The sequence below is a fragment of the Dysgonomonas termitidis genome, assembly GCF_054657735.1.
This window is the reverse complement of sequence record NZ_BAAHYD010000003.1, coordinates 1,317,681-1,343,970: the sequence shown is the minus strand read 5'-3', so window position 1 is coordinate 1,343,970 and position 26,290 is coordinate 1,317,681. Positions and strand designations below refer to the sequence as shown.

25 protein-coding genes are annotated in these 26,290 nt (G+C 40.7%); 10 read left to right on the top strand and 15 right to left on the bottom strand.

Translation table 11 applies throughout. From position 1 onward, the window contains the following. Nucleotides 1-29 precede the first annotated feature (29 nt). The 8 genes from ACYQ3L_RS26425 to glpA all read right to left on the bottom strand — a co-directional run bounded on the left by ACYQ3L_RS26425 (nucleotide 30) and on the right by glpA (nucleotide 8,953). Nucleotides 30-992, bottom strand: coding sequence for a M28 family metallopeptidase (locus ACYQ3L_RS26425; protein ID WP_379996907.1), 963 nt, complete (start codon nucleotides 990-992; stop codon nucleotides 30-32). A 4-nt stretch (nucleotides 993-996) separates the two neighbouring features. Continuing rightward, a complete protein-coding gene (locus ACYQ3L_RS26420) occupies nucleotides 997-1,998 on the bottom strand; it encodes a M28 family metallopeptidase (RefSeq protein WP_379996905.1) in 1,002 nt (333 codons plus the stop codon). A 56-nt stretch (nucleotides 1,999-2,054) separates the two neighbouring features. After that, entirely contained in the window at nucleotides 2,055-2,468 is a 414-nt protein-coding gene (locus ACYQ3L_RS26415) for a DUF1634 domain-containing protein (RefSeq protein ID WP_379996903.1), read from the bottom strand. A gap of 5 nt (nucleotides 2,469-2,473) precedes the next feature. Then, entirely contained in the window at nucleotides 2,474-3,322 is an 849-nt protein-coding gene (locus ACYQ3L_RS26410) for a sulfite exporter TauE/SafE family protein (protein ID WP_379996901.1), read from the bottom strand. A gap of 969 nt (nucleotides 3,323-4,291) precedes the next feature. After that, nucleotides 4,292-4,468: a hypothetical protein gene (locus ACYQ3L_RS26405; RefSeq protein WP_379996899.1), complete on the bottom strand. Its 177-nt coding sequence runs from the start codon at nucleotides 4,466-4,468 to the stop codon at nucleotides 4,292-4,294. A gap of 342 nt (nucleotides 4,469-4,810) precedes the next feature. After that, entirely contained in the window at nucleotides 4,811-6,025 is a 1,215-nt protein-coding gene (gene glpC / locus ACYQ3L_RS26400) for an anaerobic glycerol-3-phosphate dehydrogenase subunit GlpC (RefSeq protein ID WP_379996897.1), read from the bottom strand. A 32-nt stretch (nucleotides 6,026-6,057) separates the two neighbouring features. After that, a complete protein-coding gene (glpB, locus tag ACYQ3L_RS26395) occupies nucleotides 6,058-7,314 on the bottom strand; it encodes a glycerol-3-phosphate dehydrogenase subunit GlpB (RefSeq protein WP_379996895.1) in 1,257 nt (418 codons plus the stop codon). Next, complete coding sequence (gene glpA / locus ACYQ3L_RS26390) at nucleotides 7,304-8,953, bottom strand: anaerobic glycerol-3-phosphate dehydrogenase subunit A (protein WP_379996893.1); 1,650 nt, start codon at nucleotides 8,951-8,953, stop codon at nucleotides 7,304-7,306. Before glpA ends, glpB begins: the two co-directional genes overlap by 11 nt. Before the next feature lie 183 nt (nucleotides 8,954-9,136). Between glpA and ACYQ3L_RS26385 the strand changes: the two genes are divergently transcribed. Next, complete coding sequence (locus ACYQ3L_RS26385) at nucleotides 9,137-9,679, top strand: glutathione peroxidase (protein ID WP_379996891.1); 543 nt, start codon at nucleotides 9,137-9,139, stop codon at nucleotides 9,677-9,679. A gap of 221 nt (nucleotides 9,680-9,900) precedes the next feature. On the opposite strand, the gene ACYQ3L_RS26380 is transcribed toward ACYQ3L_RS26385, so the two are convergent. From ACYQ3L_RS26380 to folB, 5 genes are all read right to left on the bottom strand, one after another. Further along, nucleotides 9,901-10,251: a hypothetical protein gene (locus ACYQ3L_RS26380; RefSeq protein WP_459952533.1), complete on the bottom strand. Its 351-nt coding sequence runs from the start codon at nucleotides 10,249-10,251 to the stop codon at nucleotides 9,901-9,903. Between the two features lie 81 nt (nucleotides 10,252-10,332). After that, nucleotides 10,333-12,987 carry a T9SS type A sorting domain-containing protein gene (locus ACYQ3L_RS26375; RefSeq protein ID WP_379996887.1) on the bottom strand — a complete coding sequence of 885 codons (2,655 nt, stop codon included), beginning with the start codon at nucleotides 12,985-12,987 and terminating at the stop codon, nucleotides 10,333-10,335. Nucleotides 12,988-13,398: 411 nt separating this feature from the next. After that, entirely contained in the window at nucleotides 13,399-14,916 is a 1,518-nt protein-coding gene (locus ACYQ3L_RS26370) for a DUF4301 family protein (RefSeq protein ID WP_379996885.1), read from the bottom strand. Nucleotides 14,917-14,980: 64 nt separating this feature from the next. Next, nucleotides 14,981-15,508, bottom strand: a complete 528-nt coding sequence (locus ACYQ3L_RS26365) for an RNA methyltransferase (protein ID WP_379996883.1) — start codon at nucleotides 15,506-15,508, stop codon at nucleotides 14,981-14,983. 5 nt (nucleotides 15,509-15,513) lie between these two features. Next, nucleotides 15,514-15,867, bottom strand: coding sequence for a dihydroneopterin aldolase (gene folB / locus ACYQ3L_RS26360; RefSeq protein ID WP_379996881.1), 354 nt, complete (start codon nucleotides 15,865-15,867; stop codon nucleotides 15,514-15,516). A 198-nt stretch (nucleotides 15,868-16,065) separates the two neighbouring features. Here folB and ACYQ3L_RS26355 point away from each other — a divergent pair, with 198 nt between their 5' ends. From ACYQ3L_RS26355 to ACYQ3L_RS26330, 6 genes are all read left to right on the top strand, one after another. Next, nucleotides 16,066-16,410: a bactofilin family protein gene (locus ACYQ3L_RS26355; RefSeq protein WP_379996879.1), complete on the top strand. Its 345-nt coding sequence runs from the start codon at nucleotides 16,066-16,068 to the stop codon at nucleotides 16,408-16,410. A 140-nt stretch (nucleotides 16,411-16,550) separates the two neighbouring features. Continuing rightward, the gene (locus ACYQ3L_RS26350; protein WP_379996877.1) at nucleotides 16,551-18,329 is read left to right on the top strand and encodes an aminopeptidase P family protein; all 1,779 of its coding nucleotides are present in this window, start codon (nucleotides 16,551-16,553) and stop codon (nucleotides 18,327-18,329) included. Further along, on the top strand, nucleotides 18,319-19,746 hold the full coding sequence (locus ACYQ3L_RS26345; protein WP_379996875.1) for a TlpA family protein disulfide reductase: 1,428 nt from the start codon (nucleotides 18,319-18,321) through the stop codon (nucleotides 19,744-19,746). The genes ACYQ3L_RS26350 and ACYQ3L_RS26345 overlap by 11 nt, the downstream gene beginning before the upstream one ends. Continuing rightward, the gene (locus ACYQ3L_RS26340; protein WP_291109108.1) at nucleotides 19,733-20,251 is read left to right on the top strand and encodes a gamma carbonic anhydrase family protein; all 519 of its coding nucleotides are present in this window, start codon (nucleotides 19,733-19,735) and stop codon (nucleotides 20,249-20,251) included. Before ACYQ3L_RS26345 ends, ACYQ3L_RS26340 begins: the two co-directional genes overlap by 14 nt. Nucleotides 20,252-20,309: 58 nt before the next feature. After that, complete coding sequence (locus ACYQ3L_RS26335) at nucleotides 20,310-20,747, top strand: GNAT family N-acetyltransferase (protein WP_379996873.1); 438 nt, start codon at nucleotides 20,310-20,312, stop codon at nucleotides 20,745-20,747. 118 nt (nucleotides 20,748-20,865) lie between these two features. Then, nucleotides 20,866-21,858, top strand: coding sequence for a polyphosphate kinase 2 family protein (locus ACYQ3L_RS26330; RefSeq protein WP_379996871.1), 993 nt, complete (start codon nucleotides 20,866-20,868; stop codon nucleotides 21,856-21,858). Nucleotides 21,859-22,095: 237 nt separating this feature from the next. On the opposite strand, the gene corA is transcribed toward ACYQ3L_RS26330, so the two are convergent. Further along, complete coding sequence (corA, locus tag ACYQ3L_RS26325; RefSeq protein ID WP_379996869.1) at nucleotides 22,096-23,040, bottom strand: magnesium/cobalt transporter CorA; 945 nt, start codon at nucleotides 23,038-23,040, stop codon at nucleotides 22,096-22,098. A 28-nt stretch (nucleotides 23,041-23,068) separates the two neighbouring features. Further along, complete coding sequence (gene rsmA / locus ACYQ3L_RS26320) at nucleotides 23,069-23,869, bottom strand: 16S rRNA (adenine(1518)-N(6)/adenine(1519)-N(6))-dimethyltransferase RsmA (RefSeq protein WP_379996867.1); 801 nt, start codon at nucleotides 23,867-23,869, stop codon at nucleotides 23,069-23,071. Nucleotides 23,870-24,101: 232 nt separating this feature from the next. On the opposite strand from rsmA, the gene ACYQ3L_RS26315 reads away from it, so the two are divergent. From ACYQ3L_RS26315 to ACYQ3L_RS26305, 3 genes are read left to right on the top strand one after another with little or no spacing between them, the layout of a single operon-like run. Beyond that, nucleotides 24,102-25,115: a lysylphosphatidylglycerol synthase transmembrane domain-containing protein gene (locus ACYQ3L_RS26315; protein WP_379996865.1), complete on the top strand. Its 1,014-nt coding sequence runs from the start codon at nucleotides 24,102-24,104 to the stop codon at nucleotides 25,113-25,115. 30 nt (nucleotides 25,116-25,145) lie between these two features. Further along, nucleotides 25,146-25,472, top strand: a complete 327-nt coding sequence (locus ACYQ3L_RS26310; RefSeq protein ID WP_379996863.1) for an HTH domain-containing protein — start codon at nucleotides 25,146-25,148, stop codon at nucleotides 25,470-25,472. 60 nt (nucleotides 25,473-25,532) lie between these two features. Then, nucleotides 25,533-25,712: a hypothetical protein gene (locus tag ACYQ3L_RS26305; RefSeq protein WP_379996861.1), complete on the top strand. Its 180-nt coding sequence runs from the start codon at nucleotides 25,533-25,535 to the stop codon at nucleotides 25,710-25,712. Nucleotides 25,713-26,290: the final 578 nt, after the last annotated feature.

Below are 26,290 nucleotides of genomic sequence, written 5' to 3'. Positions count from 1 at the left end.
GAGTTGGCATATTTTTTTTCCAACCCTCATCAGAAACTTTCCAGATTAGCCATATTCCACAGATTAAGGAACGACAGTTTGGTTATATCCACCACCTTATCATAATTTATCTTATCCGCTTCATCGCTTAGTTTATGATAATCGGGATGCAGATCGGTGTTATAAAAGATCACAGGTACTCCTTTCTGCATAAACGGCATATGGTCGCTCCCTCCCGGCGAACTGTCTAAAGAAGGAAAGTCCGGAACCAGCTTTAGGCTGTATCTTTCTATATCCGACTTAATCCATTCCCCGAATACCGGTTTGCTCTCACTGTAAAAAACAGATACATGAGCTCCGTCCCCGTCTTTGTTGCGCCCTATCATATCACAATTGATATATCCTTTTATGGGAATAGGTGAAAGCAGCGGAACAGGTATATATGAAAAATGTTCTTCCACAAAATGAAAAGAGCCCAACAGCCCCATTTCTTCCCCATCCCAAAGGGCGAAAACGACAGTCCGCTCCGGTTTCTGACCCGAAGCGACGAAAGCCTTCGCTATCTGCAATACAGCCGATACGCCCGAAGCATTATCATCAGCCCCGTTATACACACTATCGTTCAGATTACCGGAGCTCAGGCCCAAATGATCGTAATGCGCTCCTATCATAACTATTTCGGCGCTGTTTTTACCCGGAATATATCCCAATACATTATTTAATCTGGTATCCTTATTAGCCGATCCTTTAAAAATATCCGGGATAAAAGGATGCATGAATTTACCTTGCCAGGGCTTTATGCCAATATCTTCCAGAATAGACGCGATATAGCTTGCAGCCTTCGCTCCGCCGCGCTGCCCTGCTTTCCGTCCTTCAAGACTGTCACTGGCGAGAACTCCTATATAAGTAAGGGCATCCTGACGGGTAATAGCCGACAAACCCTTTTCCACAGGAGTTTGAGATAAGCAACAAATAGAAAGTAAGAGTAGTGTAGAAGTAAGTATATGTTTCATGTATTCAAAAGTTTTTCAGGTTTGCCATATTCCACAGATTGAGGAAAGAGGCCTTGGTAATATCCACCAGTTTATCCCAGTTTATTTTATCGGCATGGTCGGTAGGCTGATGATAATCGGGATACCCATCGGTATGATACCATATCAAAGGGATATCGCGTTTTGCAAAAGAAGCGTTATCACTCCCTCCTATCGGCTTATCCCACGGCCTGTAGTCCGGTTTCAGATTCAGTTTGTATGTTTTTATATCATCTTTGAGCCATTCTCCGAACGCAGGGTGTGATTCGGTATAAAAATAAACGACATGTTCCGGTTTTGCCTCATCCTTATTACGGCCTATCATATCAAAGTTCAGGTATCCTTTGACAGATGATGCAAAAGGACAATCAGCCACAAAATATTCCGAACCCAGCAAACCCAGTTCTTCCCCGTCCCAGAAAGCAAATATAACCGTTCTCTCCGGCTGCTGACCTGAAACGACAAAAGCTCTTGCTATCTGCAACACGGCTGATACCCCGGAAGCATTATCATCGGCGCCGTTATATATTTTATCTCCCGCCAGACTCTCATCCACTCCCAGATGGTCGTAATGAGCGCCGACAATCACATATTCGTCTTTCCTTTTACCTTCAATATATCCCAGAACGTTTTTTAACTCCAGCTTTCGGTAGGCCCTTTCCTGCTTATATTTAGCTATAGAATCGGGATTTACGGAAAATCGCGCCCGTGTCTGGCGCTCGCGGCTATATGCCTCGAACGGCTGGAAATAAGAACCGGCATTCAGAGGCTTAACACCCATATCCTGCAACAGAGATTTGATATACTCCGCAGCAATACGGCTCCCATGCCTGCCCGCTTCCCGCCCCTGCAAAGCATCACTGGCTAGGAAACCGATATAAGCTTCGGCGCTTTCCTTGTTGATACTGCCGAGTCCTGCATCTTTTCCCGGCTGCCCGAGAACAGACAGAGATATAAAAAAAACGGTTATAAGAAATATTTTATCCATAAAGAAGATAGCATTTAATGATACATTATTTCAATCTGACTTGATTATTGCATACTTCAATGCAGCCCTAAAAGCATATTAGCTACAATAATACACAAAACAATTAAGGTCACCACCACATACATGTAGTCTTTTTCTATCAGAAAGCCAATTACGGAAAAGGCAACCCGTAATATAGGCGTCGCAATCAGCACACATACCCCCAATTGTATAATAGCCGCGCCATCGAAAGACAAAACACGGGGAATTATTGTAGACAATTCCCTCAGATAATACTCCACTCCGGGGAATGGCTGCCCGTCCGGAGTCGGTTTGTAATGTTCCATAGACACCCCGTGATTCTGGAAAAGGTAAATAATACCTCCCAAAAGCGTAATGCCACAGGCAAGGGTAACTCCATAGCGAAGCAGTTTTCCTATAAAGAGCTCCATATCCCTTTCGGCCCAAAATTCTTTTGTAAATATATTCATACCCTTTATAGTTTACCTGTTATACCATTATATATCATCGAAACAGCTAGCAAGAAAATCACGACACTGAAAAGCAGGCGTAATTTTTTCACATTCGTCTTAGGCAGTATCTTGGACCCGAAGAATGCCCCCAATAGCACCCCTACAACGATAGGCATTGCCAGTCCCGGATCTATATATCCGCGTTGCAGGTAAATAACCGCACTCGCGGCAGCTGTTACACCGACCATGAAATTACTTGTTGTGGTAGATACTTTAAAAGGTATCTTCATTGCAGTATCCATTGCCAGCACTTTCAACGCTCCCGAGCCAATACCTAACAGTCCGGACAAAACTCCCGCCAATGTCATCAGTGAATAACCACCCACTACATTATGTACATTATATTTTTCTATTCTGCCGTCTTTTGTGGGATAGGAACCGTTAAGCTTCAGTTTTTCCCCGAGCTTATCACCCGGCGCGGCATAATCGATATTCTCTTCCTTTTTGCTGATAGAGCGTACTGCCGAAAAAATCAACACACAGCCGAATATGACGGCAATATATACTTTATCGAGATACATTGCCACTATAGCGCCGATCACAGCTCCGGTGGTAGTCGCTATCTCGAGGAACATCCCTATACGTACATTCGTTATTCCTTCTTTGATATAAGCCGCCGCCGCACCCGACGACGTAGCAATCGATGTAACTAAAGCCGCGCCTATCGCATAGCGCATATCTACGCCAAACCCCAGAGTAAGCAAGGGGATTACCACAACTCCCCCACCCAATCCTGTCAGTGAGCCGATAAACCCGGCAAAGCAAGCACCGAAAAAGAGGATGATGGAGAACACTTCTAAATTTAAATCCATTTCATTTATTTTTTATGAGTGTAAAGATACTATTTCGCAAGCCAATTCAATTAACAAATTTACAAATTAGCATATTAGCAAATGATGCGAAGCGACTTTACAGTTAACAGTTAGCAGTAAACAATATTCTCTCGCAAAGATGCAAAAAGGTAACAAAGGTAACAGATATATCAGTGAACAGTGAACAGTAATGTAGCTTTCTCAACTTATGACTTACTATTTATTACTTAAAATTTACGACTTGTTAAAAAGGTAACAAAGGTAACAGTCTTTTTAGCCTTTGTGCCCTTTGTGATTCCCTTCGTGTACTTAGTGGTTAAAACTCTTCCACAAGGGGCACCCGCTCGCGCAGACGTCCCGTCTGTGTGTTGCGTAGCAAACATTTTCGCCCTGTCAACAAAACACGGACTGGAAGTCCGCGCCAGCAGGGGACTTACTACTTATTACTTAAAATTTACTACTTGTTAAAAGGTAACAAAGGTAACACTATTTTACAGTCAACAGTTAGCAGTCATCAGTCAACAACTCATAAGATGTAAAACTTTGCACCTTTGCGTCTTTGCGTGAAACAAAACAGGGAGTCAGCCGACTCGTAACTTGTAACTGCCCTAGGGTGAAGAAATAACATTCGCCGAAGCGAAGGCAAGGCAAACCCGTAACTATTTCAAAAAAGTTACAAAAGTTACACTTTTTCCGCTATTTTTTATCTGTTACTTTTTTCCCCTCTCTGTAAGTCCCCTTGGGGCAGGGGCCTATCAATACATCAAAGAGCTATCAGCTAAAAGCTATATCCTATAGATAAAATACTCCATTCCTATTCATATAAACCAGCATCTTTTTTTTATAAAAACAAAAAAGATGCATCCAATGAATACATCTTTTTTGTGAACGGAACACCTGAATTATAAAAACAGGTATAATCTATTCATATAATCATCTGTAAAAAGACTGACTTCCCAACCTGTTTTCTTACAGTTTCTTAATTATCTGAGTAACATCAACAAGGCTGAAAGCTTCCCTGAAAATCTTCAAGATCTCATTGTAGGTAGAATACTCAGCTTCTACTTCAAAACTCTGAACACCAAACGGACGGCATTCATTAATTTTGGCCTCATGGCTACTTCCAATATTGTAAATTCTTTCCATAACTTATTTTTTTAAGAGAAAATAAAACAGCAGCATAACTTATTTTGAAACATAAAAATTCATCGATACTTTATTTTATTTCACTGTATAAACAAATATAACGATAATAACATATTTTTGCAAACTTTTGTTTCATAAAAATTCATTTTTAACACCACAGTTCCAATAGCTTTCCAATAAAACAGACAAAATACTATATATCAAATAATTAAAACATGAACGAATTAACCGGCATTAAAAAAAACAACTATCCAAAGCAAAACTACATTTCAAATCAAAACTTTTATGATTTCGAAAAGAAACTTTGACAGAATTCTATCGTAACTTTATTCGAAACCTTAATTAACCCAAAGCCTTTGCTAAAATCGAAATAGGATGTTCACTACGTTTCGTCGTAGACATTTCTATCTGCCATTTGCATGTTTCGCAATCGGTAACTACATAGTCAGCATCGCTTGCTTCTATCTGCCCGAACAAAGGCGCGCCAATATCCTGTGATGTCTTATAATTTTCTTTCTTAAAGCCGTAGGTCCCGGCAATACCACAACATTGCGAATCAAGAACTTTTAATTCTATATTCGGGATCAATTTCAGTAATTCTATCGAATAGTACGACCATCCCAGTTTTTCCATATGGCAGGGCGTATGATAGGCCACCTTTATTTTTTCCTTACCGAATTTCAACTTCACATCAGTTATACTTAACAGCCGGTATATATAACGGGTCGCAAGCTCCACATTATCCCTTACATCGGATGTATCGATATCCAGCAAATGAGGATATTCGTCCCGTATGGTAAAAGTGCAGGTCGAAGAAGTTGCCACCACAGGAATATTCTTTTCCAGTACCGATTCCCTGATAGAAGCCATATTCACCTCCGCCTGTTTCTTAGCCTGACCTATAAGACCGTTGGAAATCAATGCCACTCCACAGCACTTCTCTGTCCTAAGCAGCTGAACGCCGATTCCGAGTGCATTAAATACCTTTACGAGATCTTTTCCCAGTTGCGGATTATTATAATTGGCATAGCAGCCATGAAAATAGCTGACCTGCTCCTTAAATTTCTTTTGCTTATCCGCCTGCTTTTTATACCAGCTTTCGAATGTACCAGACGAATATTTCGGAAAAGTACGGTGATGATCTATCTTCAAAGCAACATCCAGTACTGACTTCATCGGCTTTAGTCCTAAAGCCAGATTCACGATGGGTGCAAGGGGAGTAGCCAGCGTACCTACAATATCCGTATTGGCCAGAATATAATCCCTCAGTTTCGGTTTTTTCTTACTGTATTTTATCCGTGCCGACTGGATAATATCGCCAATCTTCACATTCGAAGGGCATGCCACTTCACACCTTTTGCAATTGATGCAATACTTCAATGCTTCGTCATAAAAGTTCGATTTTTTCAGACGCAGACGTTCTCCGTCAGGTCCGGCCTGCTTAGGTCCGGGATAAGCGGGATTTACAGCTGCTACCGGACAATATACCGTACAGATGGTACATTTGATGCATTGTTCGAAATTATTATCGCTCATGTTATGTTGTTGAAGATTCATGACCGTCCTCCTTCCAGGTCTCAGACCTTTTTTTACTTACTCATTATTTTATCCGCTATAAACAGGGCGCTAAGGATGGAAACCCCTGCCCCACTACCTTCTTTTATAGGATTGAATCCTTCCAGAACCGCGCCGGAAACATATAGATTCTCTATAACTTTGCCTTTACGCAAAGCATTGAATGTTTCGTTTGTCTTTACGCCAAATTCCTGATAGTTCTGTCTGTCGAACATATTTCGGTTGTACCAGTCTTCCCTGCCGGGATTATAAGACACATCCAGATCGAACACAGGTTCGTAAACCCGGGAACGCGTCGCGATCAGCCCCTGGCTGAAATAGCTCCCTGTTGCCAGGACTATATTCCCGGCATTGAAAGGGATATTACCGTGGTTGTAAGAATAAACCCTCATCACCCTGTTATCCTCCACATCAGCCCCCTTTACCGTATCGCCCAACATATATACACCTCCCAGATGAATAAAATAATCGTGCATATACTGTTGCGTGTGTATTCCTATAACAGACGGCGGCAATGTCGGGATCAGGAATACCGGCTTACCTGCAGCCTTCCTCAAGGCGGCAAGTATATTTGTATTTTCCAATCCGAAACATGCCGGAAAAATGATGGCATCACTATCCGGCGCCGCCTTGCCTGATATCCTTATCAATTCATCTTTATTGGACTCTTTATCGAGTATCCGTGCAATATTCGTCGAACGCAGTTCACTCGGATTGCGGCGGAGATAATCCAGACCGGGCAGGCTAAACAGGTGAACATCGCTCTTCGTCCCTATTTTAGCAAATTCATCCGCTATAAACCGAGGATAGAAATCAAGGAATCCGGCAATATTAAAAATCGAAACTTTCTTCCACGGCAATTCCCGTTCCGATTTACTGACAGCAAAATCAGATGCAGACAGCCAGGTAGGTTTCAATGTTCCCATAGGAGTTATCCGGTAATGGTTTTCCATAGAATCACCCCGAACAGACAAGCCGATTCCCGTGAGAAAAGCTTCTAACTCACCCGCCAACTCACAAAATTTATTTTCACCTAATTTTGCGTATGGATGACAAGGTGACATCCGGATCAAATCCTTTACGGATCTCCGGGGATTGGTCACCGCTTCGCCATCCGGCAATACATTCAACAAGTCGAACGAACCTGATGAGAAATGCAGCGCACTCTGCCCCGAAGAAACAATTGCGCACCGGTGTCCTTGCTGCAATAAACGTATTCCACATGCAAGGCCGGATAACCCTCCTCCTATAATTACAGTATCAAACTTCATCCTGTCCTTTTTGCTTTTGTGATAACTTCAATCCGCACACACTCTCATATACCCAGTTTGTATATTCACTTTCACGTAATGTATCACCCCATGCTATGGGATAAATACCTTTCCAGCGTTCATTCAGAAAGTAAGCCAGATCTTCTTTGGCAGTCTTTGTACACAATTTATCCGTATCGCTCATAATACCGGCGGCACGGCAGGCACACAGTTCCCCCTGACATGTCCCCATCCCCACACGTGTACGGCGGCGAAGGTCAACCAGGTTGGTCACATTCAGTTCTTCCAACGCGTACTTCACCTCCCCGACTGATACTTCTTCACACTCACAGACCAGACTATTATCATCTTCCGTATTACCCGACAAATTACCCGCCATATCACCATGACGGTAAATAGCGGATTTACGCTGTGCCGTGGGAAGTGATATTATTTTTTTACTTATATCTTCCATTTTCTCCCGTGAACCGGGCAGATTCTCTTCGGCAGTAGTACATTTATTCGTTACATTCAATTTTTGGCACACCAAATCCGTAGCCCATTCTGCCATCAGGCGATAAGTCATTAATTTACCTCCTGTAATAGTGATATATCCTTCCAAACCGTCACGTTTAGCATGATCAAGCAAGACAATACCCCGGCTTACACTGCGTCCTGTAGGATCATTATCTGAAGCAACCAAAGGCCGTACTCCTGCATAAGCCCGTAGTATCCGTGTACGGTTGAGTATCGGGGCTAACTTTTCCCCTTCGCGTATAAGCGTATCTACTTCCTCCGGAGTTACCACCATATTATCTATCTGGTCGTACGGAATATTGCTCGATGTAGTACCTATCAGCGATATTGTATCTCCGGGGACGAGTATATCGGCATCAGCAGGCTTGCGGCACCTGTTCAGCACCATATTGTTTATCCGGTGTCCAAAAATCAATAAAGCCCCTTTGGCCGGAAGCATATTTACTTTTATATCTGCAAACTCAGATATATGTTGCCCCCAAATACCGCCTGCATTTACTACGACAGAAGCATATAGTTCTTTTGTTTCTTTCGTTTTATGATTAAAAGTCTTTACCCCCACAATCCTGTCCTGCTCACGGATCAACCCTACAACTTCGTGATATGTATAAACCACAGCCCCGTAATTCTTCGCATCTATCATATTAGAAGCTGTTAGACGAAAGGGATCGACAGATCCGTCAGGAACTTTTACAGCTCCTATAATATCCTTATTAGCAGATGGCTCCATCAAAAGCGCCTCCTCCGGATCTATTATTTGCGCGTTGATGCCCGCCATAGTACATGCCTCGACAAACTTAGACTGGTAGGCAATATCATCTTCAGGAAGAGTAAGGAAGAGCCCGTTTGTCTCCTCTATACAATGGCTTGCTATCCTTTTCAGTACCATATTCTCTTTGATGCATTCCTCGGCCGACTCCAAATCTGTGACGGCGTAACGCGCGCCACTGTGAAGCAACCCATGATTGCGTCCGGTGGCTCCTGTCGCTATATCAAATCTTTCCAGCAACAGCACATGTAAACCCCGGCGGGAACAATCGCGGGCAACCCCGGCTCCGGTAGCGCCTCCTCCGATGACAATAACATCGAACAAATTTGCCGAATTAGGATGATTAACACTCATGGATTAGTTTTTTTAATTTCACTATACAAAAAAAAGAAAATTTCGGAATATTTGAAAATGTTTTCGAAACTATTTGAAATATTTCGAAACTTATTTTCATAAGGGAAACATAGACGATCGCCTGTCCGCTAAACTTTATTGGTAATTATTTGTTTTATTTATTGACTTATAAATACAAAAGGTATGAAACAACTGACACTTGCTTTATTTTTTAGCTTAATAATGATATCCATGGTTCAGGAAGACAAAACAGTGTATGATTTCAAAGTGACGGATATCGATGGAAAAGAATTCGACTTTTCATCATTGAAAGGGAAAAAGATTCTGGTTGTAAATGTAGCTTCCAAATGCGGTTTAACTCCTCAATATACAAAGCTACAGGAATTATATGAAAAATATAAAGATAAGGATTTCGTCATCGTCGGTTTTCCGGCCAACAACTTCAATGGACAGGAACCGGGTACAAATGAAGAAATAAAAACATTCTGCACACTAAATTACAATGTATCTTTTCCAATGATGAGCAAAATAGATGTAGTAGGAAAAAGCAAAGCTCCAATCTACAAATGGCTTACAGAAAAGGCGGAAAATGGTAAACTGGACGCAGAAGTACAATGGAATTTTCAAAAGTTTATGATTGACGAAAACGGACATCTGGTAGGTTTTGTTCCTCCTCGCGAAGATCCGTTCTGTGATAAGATCGTGAATTGGATCGAACAGAAATAATTAGTATTAATATTTTATTGGCGAGGGGCTCGTCGCCGAGGAACAGAGTGTCAGCTTTTACTTTTGGGCAACAAAAGGAAGCAAAAGTCCGGGAGACCGTGGCAGGAATGAGCTAAGGTTTCCGGCATAAATGAGGACAATTATTACGTATAAAAACAGAGGGGTATCCGCTCATACGGATACCCCTCTGTTATATTTATATATCTATATAAATTATATTTCTAAAGGTTATTTCGTCGTCTGGAAGTAGTCGCGCCCTTATATACCATATACAAAATCAATATAGACAGAATAATAGGTAAAGAGATATCTCCGACAGGCGCACCGACATTGCCCGTATTAGACCATTCTCCTTCACCCGGCATATATGGATCTTCCCATTTATCCATGACACTCCTAAAACCGCGGGAAGGCGCAGCCAAAGCCGAGGTTTGAACATCACTGGCTATGGACCTCTTCTCTACCTTCAAATATTCGGTTGAAGGCAGATCTTTTGTTATAACCGGAGTTTCAAACGCCTCCTCAGCATGGATGGATATTGAGGGGAGCGCTAAACAAAAGAATAACGTCAAAAATATTAATATTCGTAGTTTTGTTTTCATCTATCTTTATTTTACGTACGTCTGTGTAATAACTAGCTTATGCTCTTGTATTTAGTTTTGTAAATTTACAAATTTCACAGTATGATTTCTTTTACCTACAATTTTCACAATATATGTACCAATGCTCAAAGGCTTCACATAAGTCCATGGCTGCAATACCTCGGCTATTTTTGTCCGTCCCATCAGCCGCCCCTGCATATCATAAATGATGACATCACTGTTCACATCATTCTCCTTTAAGCCGGAGATATATAATGTGGATGAACTATAATAACAGGATATCGCTGTTTCGTCAGGTCCTACCACTGTTCCTTCAGTATCATAGAAGCGAAGGATAAAACGATTGTCATTAATCCCGCTCTTTGTATTTGACGCGGTTTCCGAAACAAAAGTATATTCAGTATCGGGTGTTACCTTTATAGTCTTATTATTAAGATATCTATCAATCAACCATACTCCCGGTACAGACTCGAGTTGATTCAATCCGTAGAATTTCAAGGTCATCTCCTGAGTTGAAGCCGGAGGCATAAAATACAGGGCTAATTCCTTGGTCTGTGTAGGAACAGCATTTCCCAGCAGGTTTTCCTGATCACTCGATTTAGTATAAACAATCGCTTTGCTTTGCTCGAACAAGGTCTTGGTCGGCTTACCGTTTACTTCATCTATATATGTTTCAAATGCCACGGATAGACCTTTCCTTGTATCGTATGAATCTTCTTTATACTGAGGTTTAGCATTATCATTAAATATAACAGTAGTTCTGTCGGCTGTCCCGTCATTAGCAGCAGCCTCCACGATAAACCAGTCTTTCATCAGAGAGTTGTTGCCGCTGACGGCGGATGCCTTGGTAGCCTCCGCGCTTTTCGCAAAACGGGTTACTCCAAAAGCCTGCAACTCCGGACCAAGCTTTATTGTTACAGGTTCACCTGCCTGTAAGCAAAACATCTGCATAGGCGAAATCACATGAGATAATGGATCAATAGAAGGAAGCGATGCGTTTCCAGTCCTATCGGGCTGAACACCATACACAGCCGATGCTCCGTCATGACTCACAAAGTCGTAAGTTGTACGGTAATTGTATATATTTTTAGTTGGATCATATTTGACTAAGGCCTGATTTATCATCCAATATTTAGGTCTCACATTTACCCCGGACTGAGATGGATCTAATCCTATCTTCACCGGCTTTGAGGCATCAGCAGAAAATATAGTAGACACAAATCCCGTAGTCACAATGTCTCCACTGGCAGCTTCAGGTGTTTGAGTTACACCATCGGCTTCATAACCTAATAACGGATTCAAACTTATCGGAGCCATAAACGGATTACCTAAGAAATTCAATCCCGGTTCCAAATCCACTGTTATTTGATTACTACCGGTAAAGATATCAGTATTGAACTTCTCATTCTCCATCAGTTCGTATCTGGATCTGTCTTTACCATTTTCTATCCATTTAGGATCATTCAAACCATTCACTGGTAATGCCGGATTTGCATAAGCATTACCCGAACTGAATTCAGTTACATCATACAAGAAACGACTGAAGCCTTCCATTGCTTCATCAGGCGCAGCCAAATCATAGAAGATCTTCCGGTTAAAAGTATATCCGCCTCTTGCACGTTTGGTATCCTTTATACCCTTAGTCGGAGAGTTAAAGAAGTTCCACCTGTCATTAATATTATCCGGTCCGGTTGTATGGTCCGCATGTGAAACTTCCATACTGATGAAATACCCGCGCCCGGATTTCATTCTAAAGAAAGGATCGACTATCGGCCCTTCATACGAAGTAATACTGCTTCCGTTTGGCTTAGTCAATGTATGATAGAACATGTAATCGGCACCCAGCTCCTTGAATGGAGGTGAAAATCCCGTCAGTTTATTCCAACCTTCTGCAGTCCTAAGTGAACCGCCGAAAGTAGCAGGATCTGTAATCTTTTCACTGCTAAAGTGTCCATCGTCCGTGCTTGCACTGCCATCTGATATAAAGTTATACAACTTCAAATTCACCTGACTATAGGTTGCTAAAGCCACAGGATTTGAGGTCATCGTTGGATATACATTTTTAATTCTGGCAAAACCGGTATTTATTATTTGCGGGTCAGTAACCCCGTCGGCATCCACTGCCAAACGATTATCACCGTTTGCGCGGATATAATTAACATATATCGCGGCCGATACATTAACCAACAGGTTATTATTCGTTTTATTCTCTATACTGATTGTAGGAAATTCTATCCATTTACTCTTTTTCTGCAAATAGGTATCCCATGTATAAGAATTCCATTCACCCGTACCGGTCCCTTGTACCTCTTTATCTCCAGTCCCATATATATGTTGCTGCGTAGTACCTATAAAAGCAATAACGCCGTCCTTTTCATCGCTATCTGTTTTGTCAACGAAAAGCTGCGGAGCATCTTCTGCTACCGGAGTTGCCAGGGTACCAGGATCTTTTGCATTAATAAAATTTCCGATTATTTCCGTACGCCCTTTTTGTACAATCGCTGAGCCTGTAGCAAATTTAGCGGACCCGCTAATATATAATGTAGTAGACGGACTTTCACCTTTATCCGTAGCAATTACGGCATCAGGATATTTGACATACGTTTTACCTTTGGAATAAAATATCACCTTATTAGGATCAGATGACTGCCCTTTAACGAACAAAGGCAGAAAAAATAATACGACTAATATTAATCGAAGTTTCATTATTGTAGTTTTATTAAAGTCAGTCAAAATCAAAACATTATCCTAAAAAAACCATAGGGGGAAGACCGTTTATAAAGTTTTATGTACCTTCAAATTTCTCACAAAGATAATGCTTTTTTCTTAAATATGAAGATTTTAAGTTTTTTTTATAGTTAAAAGCGCCCGGGCTTCACCACATATTTAGAATATCCTTTCACCAGCCAACGATAAAGGGCGCAGCAAAAATATATTGTCATTACAGAATGTCTATTTTCCGGTAACACATTGCTAACACAATTATTACTCCGGCATATCGCCTATTTATCTTAAACCCCATGACAATACCACGGATCAAAGGAAACGGCAACCATAAAGCACTCTGTCAGAGCAGCATAAAAAAACATCGCGACCTACTGCCAACCGGCGTAACAATCACAAATGACGGCCCCTCAGAAGATCGTTTACTGTTTTAACAGGGTTAAAAGTTTCAATCGGAACTTCTACAAATATTGTATTCCAATCCGACATTGCCCCGTTCCATAATCCGGGCAATTCCAAAGCCTTTAATTCCTTACCATTTTTCGATTTGACAGATATAAATCCGGTATTATAATCCACATAATCTTTCAGATTGAAATGATACCCCCTGTAGTCTTTTACGCTACATACTATATCTACAGGATTGAAATGTGTTCCACTCTTGAACATCTCTTTCTTTTTCTCGTCCGACATGTCGATCTGCGAACTTTCAAGTATCTGGGGAGAAACCGTTTTATCCGTATTCACCGCCAAAAACGGGCCTCCGCCGGGTTCACCGACATTCCTCACCATACCGCAAACACGGCATGGCCTGTCCAGTTTACGCTTTAGATAAAGTACCAGTTCCGCATCTTCCAGAAATTTCGTATCCGGATTCTTTATATTCAGTACATCCTGTATAAAATGCAGAATTTTCAATAATTCATCATGCGTATATTTTCCACAGTCTATAAGCTTCAAATACTCAAAAACTTTTTGCTGAGTCTCTACCAGCACGCCAGCCAGTATCTTTTTATATTTAGTTTCAACTTCTTTATATTTATCCGGAACCGTATTATCTATATTCTTCACGAAGATAATATCCGCATCCAAATCATTCAGATTCTCGATCAACGCGCCATGCCCCCCGGGCCTGAACACGATCTTATCATTATCTCTGAACGGTTTATCATCCGCGTCTACAGCAACAGTATCTGTGCTCGGTTTCTGCTCGCTAAAACTTATATTGTAAGTTACAGATAATTCCTTCTCAACTTTCCCTTTCTCTGCACCTATTAGTTTCTCAAACAAATTCCGGTGTTCCGGAGAAACTGTAAAATGAAGATTTATCTCTCCCTTATTATTCCGGGCATACAAATAACCTTCCTGCAGATGCTCTTCGACCGGAGTCCGTGAAAAACCATTATAACGATGAAATTTCAGTAAGCCTTTCGGTAAATTTCCGTAATTCAAGCCTTCCGGCTTCATCAGATTCTTTACAACCGATTTATAATCGCCACTTGCCAGCAATGTTTTAATATCTTTCCCTTCGTTTTTAAGGCAAACTGCATCTAGTTCTTCGTAGAACGCAAATTTCTCAAGTCCCTCAAAAAAAGCTTTTTCGAATGCGGACGCGGGTGCGTTGTATGGCGCATCCAAAAACTCAAACAGATCTTTAAACATCCTGCTCGCAGCACCGGAAGCGGGGACAAACTTCATCACTTTACGGCCCGAAGACGCGTATGTATTCCATGCATCTAAATACTTATGCTCTTCACCCGCGGCAATTACCATTATCCCTTTTTCTACCGAGGCAGGGGCTGATATTTCCAGAAATGGAAATCCCTTTTTGAAACTGTCAATTTGTTTTTGAAATTCTTCCGGGGAAATTCCTTTTTCCTCAAGATAAAGTTTATCCGATTCTGTCATCATAGCCTTACGTTATACTTCTATATTATTAGAGTGCAACTGCAAAACTAACAAAAATATTGCAAAGTCACCGCAACTGTTTAAAAAATTCCCATATGACAACACCCGCCGCAACGGAAACATTCAATGAATGTTTTGTCCCATACTGAGGAATTTCAATACAGCAATCGCATAGGTCTACAACCTCCTGCCGGACACCTTTCACTTCATTTCCTAATACGACAGCATATTTTTCTGTTTTGTCCAATACCAGTTCATCCAGCATAATACTGCGCTCAGCCTGCTCTATAGCACAAATAGTAAAGCCTTTGTTTTTCAACGCCCTGACAGCATCCTCCGTATCCCCGCAATATATCCAATCCACAGAATTTTCGGCGCCCAGAGCGGTTTTATGTATTTCCGCATTTGGCGGACAAGCGGTTATTCCACATAAACAGACCGCTTCTATCAAAAAGGCGTCTGAAGTACGAAAAACCGATCCGATATTATTCAGGCTCCTTACATTATCCAATACAACAACCAGCCGGGTTTTCTCTGCGTCCTTAAATTCGTCTATCGAAATCCGGTTAAGTTCCGTTATCTTTTTTACCCTCATAGACACTAATCAATAAGAATAACACTTGCATAGTCCAGCTGCGCTCCAATAGGCGGATTACGCTTCGAGAGTCTAAGCTCGATACTTTCTATCTGAGTATATTTATCCTTTAGACGATCTATTATACGTTTCGCTGCATGCTCCAGCAATTTTGACGGTATAGCCATCTCATTTTTAACATCTTCATAGATATCCGCATAACTTATCGTATCATCCAAATCGTCCGTCAATGAGGCTTTCTCCAGATTCACCCCGATTTTCAGATTAATGATATAAACATTACCTACTACAGTCTCCTGGCCAAAAACGCCATGATTGGCATAAATAGTCAGATTTTCCAATAATATAAAACTTTTCACAATTATATTGTATTTTGATTATTCGATTGGCAAAGATAGGTAAAAAGATGGATTCGGATTGACTCGCCGAACATGTAAAAGACATGTTATAAACTATTAAAACAGTGACTATTTTTATTTAAGAAATGGATAGTTCTGATGTTTTTTAACTAAGTTTGTTTCCTGATAAACCTAACGAACTAATTTAAAATGGCAAAAATGAAAGAAGGCATAACAACGGCCAACACTCACAACATCCTTACACCGGGCACGCGGATAACAGGTGACATCAGTGCCGAAGAAGATTTTCGCATAGATGGTATAATAGAGGGGAATATCAGTTGCAAAGGGAAAATAATAGTAGGAAACAATGGAAAAATATCCGGGAATATAGACTGTACAAATATAGAAATATGGGGGTCGATAAATGGAAACATCTCATGCATTGAAAACGTTATACTAAGAGCATCTTCATTCCTGAAAGGCGACATAAAAACGGGAACGATAGAGATAGAACCCGGCGCGCAATTTGACGGCGGCTGTTCAATGTATAAAGGACAATAAAAAATTAATAATAAAGGGTGAAAAAATAATTAGCAGATTCGAATATTAGCAAATGATATTGTCGCTTATACTCCATTTGCGAATTTTCAAATATGCTAATTCGCCAATTAGCTGCTTCTAACTAATAACTATATAAACATATGAGCAATACAATTCATAAAAGGCTGAACGCTTTACGCAGGTTTATGGAAGAGAAAGGATTACATGCCTTTATTATTCCCAGTACAGATTCTCACCTGAGCGAATACCCTGCGTCACATTGGGCTTCAAGAGAATGGATAAGCGGCTTTACCGGGTCGGCCGGAACAGTAGTTGTAACCCGCGAGAAAGCCGGATTATGGACTGATTCGCGCTACTTCCTTCAGGCGGCAAGTGAACTGGATGGCACAGGAATAGACCTGTTCAAAGATGGCCTGCCTCAGACTCCCGCCATTGATGAGTGGCTGGCCTCTGAACTGGGAGAAGGTGACTATGTGGGTATAGATGGTAATGTATATGCCGCCAAAGAGGCTTTTAACCTGACTAAAAAACTAAATATGAAAGGCTTGCATCTGATCAGCGATTATGATCCTTTCGATGTAATTTGGCACGACAGGCCTGAAATCCCAAAGAATCCGTTCTTTGTGCTTCCCGAAAAATATACAGGAGAACCGGCTCACAAAAAAATAGCGCGCATATGCGACTCTGTCGAAAAAAGCGGAGCCGAATCTTTGCTTGTAGCATCATTGGATACCATTGCATGGATTTTCAATATCCGGGGCAATGATGTAAAATGTAATCCGGTGACCGTTAGCTATGCCTGTATTTCGCGCAAGGAAACCGTACTATTCATCGATCCGAAAAAACTGTCCGATGAAACTACAAGTTATCTGAAGGCAGAGGGAGTAACAATTGCCGAATACTCCAAAGTATATGATTATGTATCAAAAATAAAAACATCTGTCTGCCTCGACAGCAGTAAAATAACTTTCAGCCTGTATAATACAATCCCCACAGAAAACAGGATCATAGATATCCCATCTCCTGCCGACCTGATGAAAAGCATCAAGAATGAAGCGGAGATACAAGGATTCAACAACGCTATGGAACGTGATGGCGTAGCCTTGGTTCGTTTCTTCATGTGGCTCGAAAAAGCTGTACCTGAAGGTGGTGTTACAGAAATAATGATTCCTGAAAAACTGGTAGAATACAGAAGCCGGCAAGATAACTTCGTAGGAGAAAGCTTTGATACCATTTCAGGCTACGGGCCAAATGGTGCTATCGTGCATTACCACGTATCACCTGAAAGTTCGGTTGAGATCAAACCCGAAGGTTTTCTGCTGGTAGATTCCGGCGCACAATACTTTGACGGCACTACCGACATTACCCGTACCGTAGCTGTAGGCCCGCTTACCGGGCAAATGAAAAAGGATTACACCATGGTATTAAAAGGCCATATCAGCCTTGCCACTGCCGTTTACCCGCAAGGAACACGTGGAAGCCAGCTGGATATCCTAGCCCGTAAATCCATGTGGGACAACGGAATAAACTACCTGCACGGAACAGGGCACGGCATAGGCCATTTCCTCAATGTACATGAAGGTCCTCAAAGTATCCGTATGAACGAGAACCCTACAACACTACAGATCGGCATGGTTACATCCAATGAACCGGGACTATACAGAGCCGGAAAATATGGTATCCGCACAGAAAACCTTATACTTACACAGCATGAGACCTCTACGGAGTTCGGAGATTTCTATTCGTTCAAAACTCTTACTCTTTGCCCGATAGACACAACTCCCGTGATAAAGGAAATGCTGACGAAAGAAGAAATCATATGGCTCAACGAGTACCATAAATCAGTATATGACCGTCTCTCCCCTCTGCTAACTGAGGAAGAAAAAAGCTGGTTAAAAGAAAAGACAAATGAAATATAGTGTATTAATCTTTATAAGCCTCCTCTTTGCTTTCAAAGCGGAGGCTCAAAACAACACAAACAAATACGAAGCAGGCTTCAACCTCAACGTAAACATTCCATCCCAAAAGAATAATATGTTATATCTGGGCTATTATTGGAAAGGTACTACCTATGCCCGGGATTCGGTACAATTATCAGCAGAAGGAAAAGCCAGGCTCAGCCTTTCGGAAGAACCGGCAGCAGGACAATATTTTATTTTTATAAAACCGGACTTCCGTATTGATCTCCTTATTGATAAAGGAGAAAATGACATCCAACTATTCATAAACGAGAAAGACTTTACAAAAAGCACAGTAACCGGCAGCAACAATACCAAATTATTGTGGACATACCTGAATAACATTCAGAAAAGAGATATAGAACGAAGCAAATTGGAAAAACAACTTGAAGACTCATCCATTACCACTCAAAAAAGAAAGAATCTGGGTGTGGAGATTCAAAAACTAGATGAAAATACTCAGGCTTATATCCAGAAGACAATAAAAGACAATAAAGGCAACTGGTTTGGAGTTTTCCTGAAAGGGATGGAGTCTGTTACATTACCTTATAAACAGCCAAAAGACGGGAAAGAATTCCAAGAAAACAGGGAGTATGGCAAACGGCATTTCTTTGACAATGTAGACCTCACCGATCCCCGCCTATGGTCGACCAACTATATGGGCAGCTATATAGACACTTACATACAACACTGGGTGGATCAGGTCCCGGATTCGTTGGCAGATGCAGCAAGCCGGCTGGTAGCAAAAACAAAAGGGAATGAATTTTGTTTTAAAGAAATGCTGTCGAAACTTACAAATGAATCACTAAAGAGCCTGAGAATGGGTGACGAAAATATCTGGGCACGTCTGGCCGAAGATTATATTTTCGACAAAAACCTAGTGTGGATCGATAGCGCCCAAAATTCGGAATTACGGAGACAATACGAGCTAATCAAAAATAACCGCATCGGGATGAAGGCTCATAATCTCACTCTGCAAACCCTTGAAGGCGAGACAATCAACACCAACGACATCGACGCCGCATATCTGCTCTTATATTTTTACAACACCGATTGCGGGCATTGTCAAACAGCCACTCCTGAGCTTCACGACAAAATATATACAAAATATAAAGACAAAGGGCTTAAGGTAGTAACCATAAACCTGAACAATAATAAAGAAGAATGGACAAGATTCGTACAAAGCAAGGATATAAGCGATTGGATCAATTGCGCCGACCCGGAATATAAGTCCCGGTACTGGACATATTACGATACATCGGGTGTTCCGGCCGTCTTCGTTCTAAATAAAAATAAAACAATCATAGCAAAGAAAGTAGACGAACAGAATCTGGAAAAACTTTTCGATTTTTATATAAATAACAATGGCATTAATTAAAGAAGTTAGAGGGTTTACACCCGAAATAGGAAAAAACACATATCTGGCCGAGAATGCAACAATCATCGGCGATGTAGTTATAGGAAATGATTGCAGTATCTGGTTCAGCACCGTACTGCGTGGCGATGTAAATTCCATCCGCATAGGGGACCGGGTAAATATCCAGGACGGCAGTGTCCTGCATACACTATATCAGAAATCGGTAGTGGAGATTGGTGACGATGTTTCAGTAGGGCACAATGTAGTCATACATGGGGCCAAAATAGAAAACGGGGCATTAATTGGCATGGGAGCCATCGTTCTCGACCATGCTGTCATCGGTGAGGGCGCCATCATAGCGGCAGGCTCAGTTGTACTTAGCGGTACACAGGTAGAGCCGGGTAGTATTTATGCCGGCGTACCGGCCAAATTTGTCAAGAAGGTAGATCCCGAGCAGGCTAAAGAAATGAATCAGAAGATCGCAAAGAATTATCTGATGTACTCGGGATGGTTTAAGGAAGAGTAATAGCTTGGAAATATCGGTAAGGGAAATAAAAAGAGAAGAGCTCTTTGTTCTTGAAAGTATGCTGTATGAAGCAATTTATCAGGACGAAGGCTCCGCGCCTTTACCATACGATGTAATCAAGAATCCGGGAATAGACGCTTATATACACGATTTTGGAAAGCTGAAAGATGACTATTGTCTGGTAGCCGTCCTCAACGACAAAATAATAGGTGCAGTATGGATACGCATTCTGGCAGGAGAAGTAAAAGGCTTTGGAAATGTAGATAATGAAACTCCTGAATTTGCAATCTCATTACTCAAAGAATACCGGAATCAGGGCTACGGCACACTGTTAATGTCAAGGATGATAGAATACCTTCGCAAAGAAGGCTATAAACAAACATCCCTGAGTGTAGACAAGAATAATTATGCTGTGAGAATGTATAAAAAACTGGGATTTGAAATTATACAGGAAAAGGAACATGATTATTTGATGGTATTGAAGCTGGATAAATAGAATATATAAGATAGACCCAAGGCTGTAGTAACAGCCGCATTAAACATATGACAACTTTTATGGTTTGTATTTTGTTAAATTACAATACACAAGTATAAAATTCTAAATAAGAACCATTATGAAAAAAGATGTTCTGAAAAAAATAATCGCTAAGCCCGGAGAAAAACATAAAGTCTCCGATTATCAAACAGACTTCACTGCCGGATTGAATAAAGACGAAGCAGAAAGACTACTGACTGAAAACACAGAAAAACTGGCAAAGCTCCAGGATAAACTCTATGCTCAGGACCGCTATTCCGTACTTGTTATTTTCCAGGCAATGGATGCCGCCGGAAAAGACGGTACAGTAAAGCATGTGATGTCGGGCATTAATCCGCAGGGATGCCAGGTATATTCTTTTAAACAACCATCAGCCGAAGAACTCGACCACGATTACCTGTGGAGAATCTATAAATGTCTGCCCGAGCGCGGAAGGATAGGCATATTCAATCGTTCGCACTATGAAGACGTCCTGGTTGCCAAAGTACATCCGTCAATAGTACTGAACGGGAAACTACCCAAAATCAATAAAATAGAAGACGTTGACGACAAGTTCTGGAAAAAGCGGTACAGGCAGATCAATGATCTTGAACGCCATCTGACCGAAAACGGAACGGTAATACTTAAATTCTTCCTTAATGTATCACACGAAGAGCAGGAAAAGCGTTTTCTGGCAAGACTCGACGATGAATCAAAAAACTGGAAATTCTCTGCATCGGACCTCAAAGAACGTGAACACTGGGACGATTATATGAAAGCATATTCCGATATGCTTACCCATACATCCACCGACGATGCCCCGTGGTATGTAATCCCGGCCGATAATAAATGGTTTATGCGATATGCGGTAGGGGAAGTTATCTGTGACAGGATAAACGATTTGAAATTACATTATCCCGTATTAACGGAAACCGCTAAGCAAGAGTTAGAAGCAGCGAAAAAGATTCTGGCACCTCAAAATACAGAAGCCGAAAAGCCCAAAGCTTCGTCAAAAACGCCAAAGGCTACGAAAATAAAAACAATAAAGGACAAGCAAGCCGCTAAATCCGACAGGAAGATAAGAAAGTCGTAGAGGAACAGAATAGAAAATCCAAAAAATAAGAAGAGGCTGTGTCAAAAGGGGAACAGCACTGTCAATGTGCTACCTTCTTTGTCATCCTGAGTACAACGAAGGATCTCAACCCTGTGAAACGAGATGTTTCACTCCGTTCAACATGACAACCAACGGTCACAGGAGCGTAGCGTATGTAAATAGAAAGTGAAAAATACTTTTGACACATCCTCTTATATCATAGAATTATGGATATAATCACAGCCATTTCTTCTTCTTGAAATAGATCAGAATTACAGCCACGGCGAATATCATCAACCCTATCGAAAAGACATAGCCATACTCCCATTTCAATTCTGGCATATCGCCAAAGTTCATCCCATATATACTGGCAATAAGCGTAGGCGGCATAAATATGACAGAAATAACGGTAAACATCTTGATAATCTTGTTCTGCTCGATGTTCACAAACCCGAGGAAAGTATCCTGTAAGTAATCCAGACGGTCGAAGCTGAAACGGATATGTTCAAGCAGTGAATTTATATCTTTAATAAGGATGGTAATCCTGCCATGCAGCTCCTTCGGCATCAGTTCACTTTTCAACATACTGGACACAGCACGCTGCTTGTCTATAATATTTTCACGCAGCATCATTGTCTTTTCCTGGAGGTTTTTGATCTCCATCAAAAGTTCCTCATCCGCTTCCTGAATACTGATACTATTACTGAGCGTCGTAATCTCCTGTGTCATATCCTCCACCATATCCGCGTCTATTTCGACCCGCGTCTCCAGTATGGCCACAAATACATGATATCCAGTCGGATAAGTCTTCGGATTAGCCGATATTTTCTTTATTGTTTCGTGGAAAGAAGTCAGGTCCTCGCCACGTACAGTTATCAGTATATTATTCTTCAGGATAAACGAAACCGGCTCCCGCTCAAAATTACTCAGCAGGAAGTTCGAATTCACGACCAGAGAATCCGCAGTTTCCATATAGCGGGACGACATCTCGATTTCGACCATCTCCTCCTCTTCCTGTATATAGATCTTCAGATAATCTTCCAGTTCATTCTCTATTTCCTCATCTACATTGTTCAGGTCGATCCAAAGGAAGTTTTTGATGGGTGTAGTTTTCAGGAATTCAATGCTACGGCTCATTCTTATAGCATTGTCTTTATGGTAAAATAGTTTTACTTCCGACATGAGCGCTTTCTTTTAAAGGGTGTGTACTCTATTTCCTCTCGTCTTGTCTCCCGGGCAAAAAAGCAGCAACAATATTTGTCAGCCTTTCGAAATCTGCAACCGAGAGCCGTTCGGGTCGCTCATCAAAAACCGGGTCTGTATATGCATCGCAATCTTTTCCGAGCAATGGTTTCATCGAGTTCCTCAATGTTTTACGGCGCTGATTAAACCCTGTCTTAATAACTGTTTTAAATAATTTTTCATCACAGTCCAAACTCTGACGTTTGTTTCTGACAAGTTTCACCACTGCCGATTTCACCTTCGGAGGAGGGTCGAACACCTTCTCACTCACCGTGAAAAGATATTCAATATCGTACCATGCCTGAAGCAGTACACTTAATATACCATATGTCTTGCCACCGGGTTTGGCGGCGATACGTTCAGCCACTTCTTTCTGTAGCATTCCCGAACAACATGGTATCTGGTTTTTATAATCGAGTACTTTAAAAAATATCTGTGAAGATATGTTGTAAGGATAATTACCAATTACGCAAAACTGGCTATTATATATTTTCAACAAATCCAGTTTCAGAAAATCATCTTCAATAATATGTCCCCGCAAGGCAGGATAATGCTCGTTAAGGTAAGGAACAGAGTCGCGATCCAGTTCCACGACGGTAAGTTCCTTTCTCTTCTCTATCAGATATTGAGTAAGCACTCCCATTCCCGGCCCCACTTCAATAACAGGCACATCTGGAAAATCGTCGAGAGTATCCGCAATACGACGGGCGATATCCAGGTCCTTCAAAAAGTGCTGTCCTAAGAATTTCTTTGCTTTAACTACTGCCATGCTTAACAATTATGATTATCTTTGCAGGCGCAAAGGTAGTGTTTTATTACCAAAAATTTGCTTGTACTTCTACTATTATATAAGGGAGCTTCTAAAAATCTGATTTTTCGAGGCTTGCTCCTGAGTCAAAAACAAAGTTTACAGACGTAGACGTGCATTTTGCAGAAAGAGCATAATGAAGAAAAAACAGTTTCAAGAAATCCTCTAAAGATAATACAATTTTACAATACAAATGGAAGAATCGACAGAAGTAACGACACCTAAGAAGAAATCTTTACTCAACACTTTGGTGAAGATAGTACTGCCTTTGGTACTGGGTATTGCCATTGTTTACTACCTTATCAGCAAAATAGACCCTGCCGAATTGTGGATTGTCCTCAAAAATGCCAATTGGGCCATTCTGTTGTCATCCCTTGTATTTGGCCTATTGGGTAATATCATAAGAGGTTACCGGTGGGAATTATTTATCCAACCGTTAGGATATACGCCTAAATTATCGACCCTTATATATGCTATACTTGGCGGGTACGCAGTAAACTTTGCGATACCCAGAGCCGGAGAAATCTGGAAATGCGGCATGGTTGCCAAAGAGGAGAAAATTCCTTTTACGAAACTATTCGGCACCATGATACTCGACCGTATATTCGATATGATAACAGTTATTGTCATTTGCCTTGTAGCATTCCTTATAAATATGCAGTTCTTCATTACACAACTGGAACAAAGCAAATCGACTCTTGATATCATCCTGATGATTGTGAAATCACCTGTTCTCTATATAGCATTAGTCGCCGCTGTGGTTACAACATACATAGTCTTCAGGTTCTTTAAAGAAAATATAATCGTAAAGAAGGTAAAAAGTTTCCTGTCGGGCATGGTAAATGATATGAAATCCATATGGCGGATGAAAACCAAGGGGCGCCTCCTGCTCTGTTCTATTGCCATCTGGACATCTTATTTCTTTTATTTTTATATAACATTTTACGCTTTTGATTTCACGGAAAATCTGGGTATTACGGCCGGACTGATAACATTCGCGTTAAGCAGTCTCAGCATGATCATACCGTCCAACGGAGGCTTAGGTCCCTGGCAGATAGCGGTAGTAGCCGCATTGATGCTATATGGCGTCAGTGAATTAAATGCGACAGCTTTCGCTACCGGGGTATTTGCCCTGCAATCTATCATATGGGTAATTCTTTGCGGATTATTCGGAATAGCCGCATTGGCTTTAAAGAAACAGAAATAACCATTAAAAACCTTAATACATCATACGAATATGAAAATATCAGAACACATAGAGCGATTGAAACTAATACAGAAACTGATACAAGAAGAAAAGACCGGGCACCCCGACGAACTGGCTAATAGATTAGGCATCAGCAGAGGTACGTTATATAGCCTGATCGACGAGTTACAATCTTATAATGTATCGATCAGTTATTCAAGAAAGAAACAAAGCTTCATATATAATGATGATACCGCTCTTGAGATTAAATATTCCATCAAATTGTTGAATAAAGATGAATTAACAGAAATTAGCGGAGGATGTTCCACTTTTTCTCTTCCGTATAAAAAATTATACGGAAGGACAATATCTTTGTAAAAAAATAAGCTAAACCGGTTTGCTTTTGGAATTTATTATTAATTTTAAAAGTATTTTATTATGAAAAATTTAGATTTGGAGGTTTGCGGAGTAGAAGAGTTAGATACTCGACAAATGGAACAGATTAATGGAGGTAGTAGTGATTTTTGGACATGGCTTCGTATCGTATCTGAACTTATAACAGATAGTCGAACCGGCATGGGATTAGGAGAAGAAGCTACATTTACTGCTGGCAGATAATAGTATTTTATCAATTGTGTACTGATTCCCGAATCAGCTGACTGGATAAAAGATATTTAACTTACAACGGAAACAAAAATAAATATTCTTGTTTCCGTTTTTTGTCAGACAAAACCTTTCTGGTATAGTTATTACTTTTTTGTACATTTGTTATATAAGTCATAAAATAATAGCATGAAATCATTTGATAAGAACAGATTATTTCTATGGCATTATTCATTTGCTATTTTGTTTCTCTTTCTGGCTGTATATATTCAGAAAAGTATTGGTTATGAGAATCCTAATGAGATGCTGAAGAAGACTTTCTATCTTTACTTTATGGTTATTATCGGAGCGCCTGTTATTGAAACTGTTCTAATCCAATTGGTTCCTTTCAAAATTCTCCAATTATTGAAAATAAAAAATTATTTCATTATTCTTTTTTTATTGACTCTATTATTCTCTGTCCTTCATAAAAGATTCTATGATAACATTATTATTTTTCTGATGTCTACTGTTTCATGTGGTGTAATTATCAATTATTTTTTACAAGTAAAGAAACGGGAAAATACAAAAAGAGCTGTTTTGAAAACCATCAT